At 69.1% G+C, this 11,408-nt stretch carries 14 protein-coding genes and 1 pseudogene; 9 read left to right on the top strand and 6 right to left on the bottom strand.

Annotated elements, in window-relative coordinates:
• Positions 1 to 87 precede the first annotated feature (87 nt).
• Positions 88 to 1,422, top strand: a complete 1,335-nt coding sequence (locus tag ACIBLC_RS11005) for a glycoside hydrolase family 18 protein (protein ID WP_399210509.1) — start codon at positions 88 to 90, stop codon at positions 1,420 to 1,422.
• Between the two features lie 12 nt (positions 1,423 to 1,434).
• On the opposite strand, the gene ACIBLC_RS11010 is transcribed toward ACIBLC_RS11005, so the two are convergent.
• Positions 1,435 to 1,578, bottom strand: coding sequence for a hypothetical protein (locus ACIBLC_RS11010; protein ID WP_399210510.1), 144 nt, complete (start codon positions 1,576 to 1,578; stop codon positions 1,435 to 1,437).
• Positions 1,579 to 1,941: 363 nt separating this feature from the next.
• Here ACIBLC_RS11010 and ACIBLC_RS11015 point away from each other — a divergent pair, with 363 nt between their 5' ends.
• Positions 1,942 to 2,859 carry a DUF1996 domain-containing protein gene (locus tag ACIBLC_RS11015; protein WP_399210511.1) on the top strand — a complete coding sequence of 306 codons (918 nt, stop codon included), beginning with the start codon at positions 1,942 to 1,944 and terminating at the stop codon, positions 2,857 to 2,859.
• A 71-nt stretch (positions 2,860 to 2,930) separates the two neighbouring features.
• A complete protein-coding gene (locus ACIBLC_RS11020; RefSeq protein ID WP_399210512.1) occupies positions 2,931 to 3,554 on the top strand; it encodes a DUF305 domain-containing protein in 624 nt (207 codons plus the stop codon).
• Between the two features lie 43 nt (positions 3,555 to 3,597).
• Here ACIBLC_RS11020 and ACIBLC_RS11025 read toward each other — a convergent pair whose 3' ends face one another.
• From ACIBLC_RS11025 to ACIBLC_RS11035, 3 genes and pseudogenes are all read right to left on the bottom strand, one after another.
• Positions 3,598 to 4,134 (bottom strand): DUF2269 family protein, encoded by a 537-nt coding sequence (locus ACIBLC_RS11025; protein WP_399210514.1) that lies wholly within the window; start codon positions 4,132 to 4,134, stop codon positions 3,598 to 3,600.
• Positions 4,135 to 4,275: 141 nt separating this feature from the next.
• Entirely contained in the window at positions 4,276 to 4,656 is a 381-nt protein-coding gene (locus ACIBLC_RS11030) for a VOC family protein (RefSeq protein WP_399210515.1), read from the bottom strand.
• Positions 4,657 to 4,760: 104 nt separating this feature from the next.
• Positions 4,761 to 5,093: pseudogene (locus ACIBLC_RS11035) on the bottom strand (aldo/keto reductase); the annotation flags it as partial.
• A 177-nt stretch (positions 5,094 to 5,270) separates the two neighbouring features.
• Here ACIBLC_RS11035 and ACIBLC_RS11040 point away from each other — a divergent pair.
• From ACIBLC_RS11040 to ACIBLC_RS11060, 5 genes are all read left to right on the top strand, one after another.
• Complete coding sequence (locus ACIBLC_RS11040) at positions 5,271 to 5,447, top strand: hypothetical protein (RefSeq protein ID WP_383687822.1); 177 nt, start codon at positions 5,271 to 5,273, stop codon at positions 5,445 to 5,447.
• Between the two features lie 164 nt (positions 5,448 to 5,611).
• Positions 5,612 to 6,691, top strand: coding sequence for a YihY/virulence factor BrkB family protein (locus tag ACIBLC_RS11045; protein WP_399210516.1), 1,080 nt, complete (start codon positions 5,612 to 5,614; stop codon positions 6,689 to 6,691).
• A 107-nt stretch (positions 6,692 to 6,798) separates the two neighbouring features.
• On the top strand, positions 6,799 to 7,218 hold the full coding sequence (locus ACIBLC_RS11050; protein WP_399210518.1) for a phage holin family protein: 420 nt from the start codon (positions 6,799 to 6,801) through the stop codon (positions 7,216 to 7,218).
• Positions 7,215 to 7,703: a DUF3618 domain-containing protein gene (locus ACIBLC_RS11055; protein ID WP_399210519.1), complete on the top strand. Its 489-nt coding sequence runs from the start codon at positions 7,215 to 7,217 to the stop codon at positions 7,701 to 7,703. Before ACIBLC_RS11050 ends, ACIBLC_RS11055 begins: the two co-directional genes overlap by 4 nt.
• Complete coding sequence (locus tag ACIBLC_RS11060; RefSeq protein WP_399210520.1) at positions 7,700 to 7,969, top strand: DUF4235 domain-containing protein; 270 nt, start codon at positions 7,700 to 7,702, stop codon at positions 7,967 to 7,969. Before ACIBLC_RS11055 ends, ACIBLC_RS11060 begins: the two co-directional genes overlap by 4 nt.
• A 618-nt stretch (positions 7,970 to 8,587) precedes the next feature.
• On the opposite strand, the gene ACIBLC_RS11065 is transcribed toward ACIBLC_RS11060, so the two are convergent.
• Together ACIBLC_RS11065 and ACIBLC_RS11070 are read right to left on the bottom strand one after the other, a co-directional pair.
• Positions 8,588 to 8,995: a DUF3662 domain-containing protein gene (locus ACIBLC_RS11065; protein WP_399210521.1), complete on the bottom strand. Its 408-nt coding sequence runs from the start codon at positions 8,993 to 8,995 to the stop codon at positions 8,588 to 8,590.
• Between the two features lie 201 nt (positions 8,996 to 9,196).
• Positions 9,197 to 9,454, bottom strand: a complete 258-nt coding sequence (locus ACIBLC_RS11070; RefSeq protein WP_399210522.1) for a hypothetical protein — start codon at positions 9,452 to 9,454, stop codon at positions 9,197 to 9,199.
• A gap of 250 nt (positions 9,455 to 9,704) precedes the next feature.
• Here ACIBLC_RS11070 and ACIBLC_RS11075 point away from each other — a divergent pair, with 250 nt between their 5' ends.
• Positions 9,705 to 11,354, top strand: a complete 1,650-nt coding sequence (locus ACIBLC_RS11075; protein ID WP_399210523.1) for an alkaline phosphatase D family protein — start codon at positions 9,705 to 9,707, stop codon at positions 11,352 to 11,354.
• Positions 11,355 to 11,408: the final 54 nt, after the last annotated feature.

The raw sequence follows: 11,408 nt of genomic DNA on the forward strand, positions 1-11,408 counted from the left end.
CAGCGCGTCCCGAGCCGGCAGCCATCCCGCGGACGGGCGGCGGCCGACCCCTTGACCGCAGATGGTACAGACCAATAGCTTCCGGGCATGCGTCGAAGACTCCTGAGCAGGCTGGCCGTCGCCGCCTGCGCCGTGTCCCTTCCCGTCACCCTCCTCGCCACGGCTCCCGCGTCCGCCGATGGCCATCACGCCTCCAAGTCCCCTGCCTACAAGAGCGTCGGCTACTTCACCCAGTGGGGTGTCTACGGCCGCGACTTCCAGGTCGCCGACCTCGATGCGAGTGGTGCGGCTTCCAGCCTCACCCACATCAACTACGCCTTCGGCAACGTCAGTTCGGACGGCAAGTGCTTCACGGGGAACATCCCGGGCGAGGCCGACGCCTGGGCGGACTACGCGCGTCCGCTGGACGCGGAGAACTCCGTGGACGGCGTCGCCGACACCGACACGCAAGCGCTGGCGGGCAACTTCAACCAGCTGCGGGAGCTGAAGGCGAAGAATCCGGGCCTGAAGGTCCTGATCTCCCTGGGTGGCTGGAGCTGGTCCACCCACTTCTCCGACGCGGCCCGTACCGCCGCCTCGCGCAAGGCGTTCGTGGCCTCGTGCCTCGACCTCTACATCAAGGGCAACCTTCCTGTCGACGGAGCGCGGGGCGGCCAGGGCGCCGCGGCCGGGCTGTTCGACGGCGTGGATCTGGACTGGGAGTGGCCGGGGTCCGCCGGGGACACCGACACCGTCTACCGCCCCGAGGACAAGCGGAACTTCACCGCACTCGTGCACGAGTTCCGACGACAGCTCGACTCCTACGCGGCCACGCAGCGGAAGGGCAAGCACTACGACCTGACGGCGTTCGTCCCGACCGCTCCCGAGAAGATCGACGCGGGCTTCGACGTACCCCGCATCATGCGGGACCTGGACTTCGTCAACCTTCAGGGCTACGACTTCCACGTCTCCGGGGAGGCGACCACGAACCAGCAGTCCGCGCTGTACGCGAGGAACGACTTCAGCGTGGACCAGACCGTTGACGCCTGGCTCGACCGAGGAGCACCCGCACGCAAGTTGGTCGTGGGAATGCCCTTCTACGGGCAGGGCTGGACCGGCGTGACCGGCGGTGGTGACGGTCTGAACCAGCCCGCCGCGGCGCCCGCTCCCGCGACCTGGCAGGCGGGGTACGAGGACTACAAGGAGCTCAAGAAGCTGGCGGACTCGGGGACTTACACCCTTCACCGGGATCGCCGAAACGGCCACGCCTGGCTCTTCGACGGCACAACCCTGTGGACCTACGACGATCCGCAGGTTCTCACCGCCAAGACCGACTACATCCGCCGGCACCGGCTCGGCGGCGCGATGGTCTGGTCGCTCGACGGCGACACCTCTGACGGCGAGTTGATCCACGCCATCGACAAGGGGCTCTCCCGGCGCTGAGCCGCGGTCCTCCTACTGGACCGGCTTCTCCAGTGACAGAGCGATGGCCGGCGGGGCGGTGACCTGGTGACCGCCCCGCCGCTTCGCGTCGACGCGTATCCAGGGGGCCTCACCTGTCGGGTCGGCGATCCCCAGCTTCGCGTCAAGATGCCTCAACCTCCTGAAGTGAGGCGTACGACCGGACGCGTCCCTGCGAGCCCTTCCAGTCGTACGAGCACCACTGCCCGTGGCATCGCGACGGCGCCCACCGGGCGCGCGGGACGGGCAGTGCCTGCGTAACCCGTGTTCAGCCGTTTCCCGGCGATGCGGGGGCAGGTCCGACGCGGCCGGGGAGTGACGCCACTCCCCCCCCCCCGCGGTCGCCTTGAATTCTTGAAGCCAGCTCGGCTCGCAGGCGTACTAATGCCGCCGAGAAGCATTGACAACGCCATGACATGTGACTTCACTCCCGAGGCAGAGCGCCGGAACCGGTACCGGTACCGGTTCCGCTCACCCCACCGCTCCCCAAGGAGGAGTGCCGTGTTAGCAAGTTCCTCTCCCCCCGCCGCGGCCCGGAACCGCAGACGTCCTCGCTGGCCTGCCGTGCTGGTGGCGTTCACGCTGGCGTTCAGCACGCTGTACGCGGCTTCGACGCGGACCGGCGCGGACCGCTCGACCACGACAGGAGCCGAAGTCGTCCGCGTGGCGGAGTTCCTGGCCGAATGTCCGTACAGCCACCGACTCCCCGACGACCCGATCGTCGCCCCCGGATTGCCCGGCGCCTCCCACATGCACAGCTTCTTCGGCAGCCGAGTGACCAACGCCCACACCACGCTGCCGGATCTGCTGGGTTCGGCCAGCACCTGCAGCCCGGCCGTGGACACATCGTCGTACTGGGTGCCGACCCTCTACCGCGACAACATCGCGGTAGAGCCCACCGGCACCACCTTCTACTACCTCGGTGAAGGCGTGCGCGACGACATCATCCAGCGCACCCAGCCACTCCCCCAGGGTCTGCGGATCGTCGCCGGCAACGCGAAGGCGACGGGCACGAACGACCCCACGTCCGTCGCCCGTTGGTCCTGTCTGCACCACGGCGAGGTCAATCCCTCCAAGGACTTCGTGAACTGTCCCGCCGACGCCATGCTGGAGTCCTACCTGGACTTCCCGCAGTGCTGGAACGGCAGGGACCTGGACTCCGCCGACCACAAGAGCCACATGGCCTATCCGGTGAACGCGCAGTGCCCCGCGAGCCACCCGGTGCCCGTGCCGAAGCTGCGTCAGGTACTGCGCTACCCCGTCAACGGAGCCACAGGAGGGCTGCGGCTGGCCTCCGGGCCCGGCTACACGATGCACGCCGACTTCTTCAACGCGTGGCCGGCGGCCGAGATGGCACGCAGGACCACCAACTGCATCAACGCCATCGTCAAGTGCGGCGCTGACGGCAATCCTTCCTGACCCGCGCGACCCAACCGTCCCGCGTTCGCGGGACAGCACCCGCACCACGGCCCCGGAGACAGGAGACGGCCATGGCTGAACCAGAACCGCGGTCGGGCCGTCGGAGCCGGGCGCGGCTCGTCGTGAGCGTGCTGTGCGCCCTGTTGATCCTGTCCGGGTGTGCCGGTCCCCAGCACGGGGCCGGCACACCCGCCGAGGCAACCGTCACCATCAGCTCGCCGACGGACGTCTCCGGAGCGGCCGCCGGAGACGCCGGCACGTTCAGCACCACGGACATCGCCTGGCTCCAGTTGATGATCGCCATGGACGACCAGACCCGGCACATCCTTCAACTCGCGCCTCGTCACGGCGGCGAACCCGCGCTCAAGCGCTGGGCCGCCGGTGTCACCCGTGACAACCTCAGCCACCTGACGTCCCTTCGCGAGCTCCTCGCCGCGGCCGGCGTCCCGGACAGCAACCCGCACGAGGGCCATGACATGCCGGGGATGGTCAACGCCGAGGAACTGGAAGCGCTCGCCGACGCGACGGGCACGGAGTTCGACCGACTGCTGCGATCCGCCCTCCGCGAGCACCTCACCCAGGCCGAGCACCTGTCGGACGGCCTGCGTGACAGCGGGTCCGACCCGCAGGTGAGGAAGCTCGCCACCACCGTGCAGAACTCCGCCGCGGCGCATCGGCGGAGCATGCCGACGTGAGCGCCGCTGGGACTGGCCCTTCCGTGCCCGGCATCCGCGCGGGTCAGGCGGCTTGCCGGGTTCGCCCGGCGTCCACCGGGTTGCGGGCCGCCGCGCGGAGGTTCCGGCCGCGCCGGGTCAGTCCCCAGGGCTTGACGATCGAGATCACCGTCATGAAGAGGTAGGCGGACAGCGAGACGATCGGCCCGAACAGGACGTCGCCGGCGTCGGGCAGCGGGTTGCCCGCGGCGACGGCGGAGACCGCGGAGTTCACTGCCGGTCGCAGCGCGAAGACGGTCGCGGTGATCGTGGCCAGGGTCAGCCAGAACTTCGTACAGACCCATCGATGCCTCGCCAGTCCCCACGGGGTGCCCAGCGACAACACCAGGCCGCTGAGGAGGGTGAGCAGCGCGACAGGGAGCAGGAGCCAGTCGGCGAAGAGCTTCATCGCCCGGACGGAGGCCTCCACGGTCACCGCGGAGCCGGTGGTCGTCGCGGTGATCCCGAGGGCGAGCAGCCCGAGCGTGAGCCCGAGCCAGCAGGCGGAGGCGGCTACGTGGACGACCAGGTTGGCCCGGCGTGCGGGGCGGCTCAGTTTCACCCGACCCACGGTGCCGGGCGGGAGTGGCGAGTACGTCTGACAGGGGGAGTAACCCCGCGTACTAGCGTCGGCGTACGCGGCGGGTCGGCCGGTGCGGGCCGAGAGTCTCCCCGCCACCCGCGCCTCCGTGACCGCTCGTGGTCAGAAGGGCTGGAGCCGGGTGCGCAGGAGGCAGAATTCGTTGCCTTCCGGGTCGACCAGGACGTGCCAGCTCTCGGTGCCGGCCTGGCCGACGTCGGCGGGCCTGGCGCCGAGGGCGAGCAGTCGCTCCAGTTCGGCGTCCTGGTCGCGGTCGGTGGCGTTGACGTCGATGTGCAGTCGGAGCTTCCCGGCCCGCCGGTCCCCGCTGGGGCTGAGGACGAGGGTGGGCTGCGGACCGCCAAAGCCGTCGGGCGGCCCGATCTCGATGCTTCCGTCGTCCTCCCGGCCGAGTTCGACGTAGCCGAGGACCTTGCTCCAGAACACGGCGAGCCGCTCGGGGTCGGCGCAGTCGATGACCAGCTCACTGATGCGGCATGCCATGGTCGCCAGTGTACGTAGACACCCCGGGAGTCGACCGCCGGCCGCCTGTCGGAGGGCGACGTGTCGCACGTCAACCGACCCGCAGTGAACGGGTGGATGGCGTGTCAGGCAGCCGCGCGTACGCCTAGGGGCCGGCGGCGCAGGCTCACGACTTCCAGTGCGGGAGGCATGTAGTCCTGGTCGAGCACGCCGATATCGGTGCCGGGCGGGACGATCTCGTCGATCCGGTCCAGGATGTCGTCGCCGAGGACGACGTCGAGGCCGGCGAGGAGGTCGTCGAGGTGGTCCATCGTGCGCGGCCCGATGATGGCGCTGGTGACGCCGGGGTGGGCGACGGTGAACGCCGTGGCGAGGTGGGTCATCGGCATGCCGGCTTCCTCGGCGAGAGGAATGAGTTGTTCGACGACGTCGATGCGGCGCTCGTCGTTGAGATACCTGGCCTTCCACCGCCCCGGCGAGGGCGGCAGCCGAGGCCATCGCGATGACCAGGATCGTCCGAAACATCCGGTAGCCAACACCCCCCGAAAATTGCTCAACTGTCGGGGGTCTAGCGGCGGGATTCGGGGGAACACGAAGCGCACCACAACGACATGACGAAATAGGGGAGCTGTTCCATGCTTGGTATAGCCGCAGCGGTGCTTTTCTTCATCTCTTTCCTGATCAACGCTGCCGAGATCGACACGAACGACACGTTCTCGTCGGTGAATATCATGCTCCTCGGCCTCACCCTGCTGGCGCTGCACGTGGCGGGTATCGGCACCGGCTGGGCGAGCCGGACCCGCAGACGCTGACGGCACCAGGCCTCGGCGGCCTGTGCACTCGCATGCAGGCTGAGCGCCGGCACCGTTTCCGGGTGCCGGCGCTCAGTCGTCACTGTGCGCGTAAGCAACCGATGACATGTGCCCAAAGGAAGCCAATACGGTGTGGGACGCGGATACGGGGTCACCCGTTGTGCATGACACGCCTTCTCCGTTTCAGACACCGGCACACCCCTGAGGAAGCCGACGGTCCTCGCAAGGACTCGTCGGGCGAACCCGAGCCCAACGACGGCTTCGGTCCTGACCGGGAAGTGGAGCGGGATGCTCCGGACACTCCGACGGAGATGCCGAAGAAGTCGTGGTGGGCGGTGCTGCGGCGGACGGTCGGCGAGTTCAAGGATGACGAGCTGACCGACCGCGCCGCGTCGTTGACCTACTACGGAGTGCTGTCGCTGTTTCCCGCACTGCTCGTGCTGGTCTCGCTGTTCGGGCTGGCCGGCGAGTCGGCGACGAACAAGGTCCTCGACAACCTCACCCAGCTCACCCCCGGCTCGGCCCGCGATGTGATCACGAGCGCCGTACAACAGCTGCAGGGCAACGCGGACACCGGCTCGGTGATGGCGATCGCCGGTCTGACGCTGGCCGTGTGGTCGGCGTCCGGCTATGTCGCCGCCTTCATCCGGACCTCGAACGTCATCTACGACATTCCCGAGGGACGGCCTGTGTGGAAGGTACTGCCCGTCCGCCTGGGACTCACCGTGGTGCTGATGATCCTGGCGGTCGCCAGCGCGCTGATCGTCGTCTTCACCGGCGGCCTGGCCCAACAGGCCGGCGCCGCGTTCGGTATCGGCGACACCGCACTGACCGTGTGGTCGATCGCCAAGTGGCCGGTGCTGGTCGTGCTGGCCGCCGGCATGATCGCGATCCTCTACTGGGCGACGCCGAACGCCCGGGTCCGCGGCTACCGCTGGATCACTCCGGGCAGCTTCCTCGCGCTGCTGATCTGGATGGTCGCCTCCGCCGGGTTCGCCTTCTACGTGGCGACGTTCGCCTCGTACAACAAGACCTACGGCACCTTCGCCGGTGTCGTCGTCTTCCTGCTCTGGCTGTGGATCACGAATCTGGCGATCCTGCTGGGCCTGGAATTCGACGCCGAGCTGGCCCGCGAACGCGCCATCGTCGGCGGCCACCCCGCCGAGGCCGAGCCGTACGTCGAGGCGCGTGACACCCGGACATGGGACGAGCGGGACAAGCGGCGTCTCCGGGAGCAGCAATGAACCGCACCGCACACAGGACACCTGGTCGGAGAGGGTTCGCATCGTTTTCCCGGGTACACGACAGCAGCACGACGACAACGACGGCGACAAGAGAGGGTGAACTGCGCATGACGACAAGCGGCTCCCAAAGCCACCCGAGCGACGCCGAGCAGCCGGTGGGTGAGCTGGTACAGCGCGCCTCGCAGCAGTTGTCGCAGCTGGTGCGCGAGGAAATGCGGCTGGCTCAGGCGGAGATGGCGCAGAAGGGCAAGCGGTTCGGTGTCGGCGGCGGCCTGTTCGGCGGTGCCGGGGTGATCGGCGTGCTGGCCCTGCAGGCCCTGGCCGCGTCCGTGATCGCCGCCCTGGCGCTGACGCTGCCTGTGTGGGCCTCGGCTCTGATCGTCACCGGCGTCCTGGCCGTGATCGCCGGGGTCCTCGCCCTGGCCGGAAAGAAGCAGATCAGCAAGGCGACTCCGCCCGTACCCGAGCAGACCATTGAAAGCGTCAAGGCAGACGCGGCCGAGATCAAGGAGAAGGCTCACCGATGAACCAGCACAAGCCCGAGGACAACGGCCAGACCCCCACGCCGGAAGAGCTGCGCGCTCAGGTCGAGCACACGCGCGAGGAGTTGGGGCAGACGGTCGAGGCGCTGGCCGCCAAGACCGATATCAAGGCCCGCGCCCAGGAGACCGCGGCGGAGGCCAAGGAGCAGGCGAGTCAGAAGGCCGCTCAGGTCTCGGCGCAGGTGCGCGCCAAGGCTGCCCAGGCCGCGCAGTTGGTGAAGGACAAGACCCCCGAGCCCGTACGCGAGAAGGCCGGCCGGGCCGCCGTACAGATACGGGAGAAGGTCACCGAGGCCGGGCACCTCGCGCAGGAGAAGACCCCGCAGCCGGTCCGCGAGAAGGCCGACCGGACGACACAGGTGGCGCGGGACAACCGCACCGCGCTGCTCGCCGGCGCCGGCACCATCGCCGTACTGCTGCTCGCACGCCGCTCCCGCAGGGCGAGCCGTGCGCGCAAGGGCCTCCTGTGAAAGCCTTCGGCGTCGTCTACAAACCGGCCGGCCTGCTGCTGGGCGCCGCCGGCAGCAAGCTTGCCGGTGCCGCGTTCAAGAGGACCTGGAAGCTGCTGGGCCACGACCAGACCCCGAACGACGCCTCGAACAAGGTCCGCCCCTGGCGGCAGGTTCTGCTCGCCGCGGCTCTGCAGGGCGCCACGTTCGCGGTCGTCAGGGCCGCCGTCGACCGCGCCGGCGCCCGCTCCGGCGGGACCGCGAGGCGCAGCCTGACCGGGGCGTGACCCGCCCGACGCACCGCCGCTCCCCCGCCCTCGGCCCATGCCAGACATACGTGTGGCAGGGGCCGGGGGCGCGGTGATCCGCGAGCTGCTCCTGAAGTACTTGGCATGACTCTGCCGGGGATCCCGCTGCCTGCGAGATTCGCGGAACAGTGTGTGGCAGCGGGCACCAGGGGTTGTCACGGCCGGGCCGGGCCAGCCGAGTACGGCTCCTGCCGGCGTCCCCCGCCGACGACAACGACCAGGTCCGCCCCTGTTGGCACAGACCTCCGATTACGCGAGGGCTGGCCAGAAACCCGGGACCCAGCCACCATCTGACTGGATACCTCGCACCGGCGCAGAAGGGGAGAGACCGCCATGTCCAATCCCGCGCCTCCGAGCCTCTCGGCTCTCGTCGGGGCCGCCTTGTGACGGCCTCCCGGATTCCCGGCCTGATCCTGCCGGTCGCCTTTCTCGTTGCCGCTGTGATCGGCGCCGTCTGGTACTGGCGACACCGCGGCGAGTAGGCCGGTGTCGGGCGGCACCGGACTCCGTCCAGCGGCCCGAAAAAGGCGTACGAGATCCGCGGAGCACCCCGAGAACCCCATGCCAGGCCCTCGATCCACCGCAGGTGGGCCGCGCCTACGCCGAGGCAGAACGCGGGAACGCGTCGGCCCGCACGTTGTGCATCACGCGGCTCGCCACGCGATACCGGCCGTTGGGGACGTCGCGGGACTTGGTGACGTGCACCGCGAGCGGGCCGGCCCACTCATAGCCCTTGCGTTCGCCGTGACGGGCCAGGGTGTCGGTGAGTATCTGGTCGATGCGGTCGTCGCCGTTGCGCTCGAGCTCCTCGTGGGCGAACTCGGCCAGTTCGACGTCGTAGGCATTGGGGACGACAATGCGGCTCTCGCTGCACACGACGACGTGTTCGTCGCACTCGCGGCGCAGGGCTTCGACGAGTTCGACGGGTTCCTTGTCCCGGATCCGCCCGAGCATCCTCTGTCCGAAGCGCTCCAGCGCTCGTTCCAGGCCGGTGAGTGTGCTCACGCTCATCTCTCCTCGCTCGCTTGCTCGGTGGTGTCGTTCCCTTCGTCTCATCTTCCGCGAGTGCCCGGCCTGCGGAAATCGACGCGTCCACACTGTCACCGTGCGGTAACTACTGCCTCGAAGCGGCCCTCGGTACGCCGATCTTGCCGATGCGGTGTTCGGGGCAACCTCTGTCGTGCCGCCAGAGGTTGCCCGCCGTCGTCAGGCGTCCTCGGGTTCCGGCTCGAACGTGAAGTAGATGCTGAGTGTGCAGGGCTCGTCCTCGTCGTGGGCGAAGTTCCATGAGACGTCTATCAGGAAGACACTGTGCTCCCCCACCCACTCCTGGGCCTTGCCGAAGGCTTCCGCGGCCGTTGTGGCGGGGAAGAGTTTCCTGGCCATGGGATGCACCTGGGAGTCGGCGTCCGTGTCGTCGAAATCCTCCGGAACGTCCAGACAGAGGTCGGGATCAAGCTCCATGGGCCGCGCCCTTTCCAGTCGGTCGGCGGTGTGAGTGACAGAGGCCGATCCTCCGAACTCGACGCCCGATAAGACCGCCGCACATGCGGAAGGGTTGCTTCTGGCGACTGCGACATACCGCGCCCCGCCGACGTCGGCCCTCCAACTCCCCTTCACAAGTCATCACTTGTTCTTGGCTGGTCAATCACAATGTGCTTGGCTCACCCCGGTCCTTGGCTCAGCCCCATGCATCGGCATACGGAGGCCTGCGGTGTCACCAACGAACGAACCTTCCACGTCCCCCGCGAGACCCAGGCCCCGGCCCGCCGCCCTCAGCCGGCGTGGCCTGCTGGTCGGATCCGCCGTCGCCGCGGGCGCGCAGGCGCTGAACATCCGGACCGCGCACGCGGAGCCACTCCACCGGGATCCCTTCAAGCTCGGTGTGGCGAGCGGCGATCCGCTGCCGGACGGGGTCGTTCTGTGGACGCGGCTGGTCGCCGACCCCTACGACGCGGCGTCCATGGGGACCCGCCCGGTGCGCGTGGAATGGGAGATCGCCACTGACGAGCGGTTCCGCCGGGTCGTCCGACGCGGCACCGAGACCGCCGAACGCGCCCACGCGCACAGCGTCCACGCGGATGTACGGGGCCTGGCGCCGGGCCGCGACTACTGGTTCCGGTTCCGTACGGGCCGTCGGATCAGCCCTGCCGCCCGGACCCGTACCGCCCCCGCGCCCCACTCGCGCCCGGGCGGCCTGCGGATCGGTCTGGTCAACTGCCAGGACTGGCAGAACGGTTACTGGCCCGCGTACAACGCTCTCGCCGAGGAAGACCTCGACGTGGTCGTGCACGTGGGCGACTACATCTACGAGTACGACCCCAGCAGCGCTTACGCGGACCGGTTGCACAGCGCCCCGCAGACCTCCGGCCTCGACCAACTGGTCACGCTCGCCGACTACCGTGCCCGGCACGCCCAGTACAAGACCGACCCCGCCCTCCAGGCGGCCCACGCCGCCTTCCCCTGGATCGTCACCTGGGACGACCACGAGGTGGAGAACAACTACGCCGGTGTGGTCGACGAGATCGACGACACCGGGGCGCGCCACCAGGACCCCGTCGCTTTCGCCCGGCAGCGCTCCGCCGGGTACCAGGCCTACTACGAGCACATGCCGCTACGGCGCAGGTTCGTCAACGGCTCCTCGGACTACCGTCTCTACCGTCGCTTCGACTTCGGCGACCTGCTCCGGCTGAACGTCCTCGACACCCGCCAGTACCGCACCGACCAGCCCGGCGGATTCTCCGGCGACTTCGGCCCGGTCGCGGCCGGCCTGGGCAACACCGACGGCACCCTCACCGGCGCGGCGCAGGAGAAGTGGCTGCGGCAGGGGTTGCGCCGTTCTCCGGCGCGCTGGAACGTCGTCGCCCAGCAGGTGATGATGAGCCAGATCCGCTTCCCCAACTTCCTCGACCCGACGCACCCGTTGCCGCCCATCGCCAACCTCGACCAGTGGGACGGCTACGACCCGGCCCGGACCGACTTCCTGCGCTTCCTGCGGGACGCCCGGGTGGCCAACCCGGTCGTGCTCGCCGGGGACATCCACTCGTCCTGGTTCAGCGATCTGCGCATAGACCGGGACGACCTGGACAGTGACCCGGTCGCGGTCGAGTTCACGGCGACCAGCGTGAGTTCCGACTTCCCCGCCGCCTTCGACGCTCCGCTGAAGGCGTACAACCCGATTCTGAATCCGCACGTCCGCTACTTCGACGGCTCGCGTCGCGGTTATCTGCGGCTCGATGTCGGCCGGCATCAGTGGACCACCGACGCCCGGACCGTCGACAGCATCGCCGTCCGACGGTCGCCGGTGAGCACCACCGCCTCCTGGGCCGTGACTGCGGGTGAACCAGGGCTCACCGCCGTGTGAGCCACCCGAACCACCGGGACGGCAGGAGCCGGTCGCCGCAGCGGCGACATGGCG

Source organism: Streptomyces sp. NPDC050535, assembly GCF_044457665.1.
Classification (GTDB): domain Bacteria; phylum Actinomycetota; class Actinomycetes; order Streptomycetales; family Streptomycetaceae; genus Streptomyces.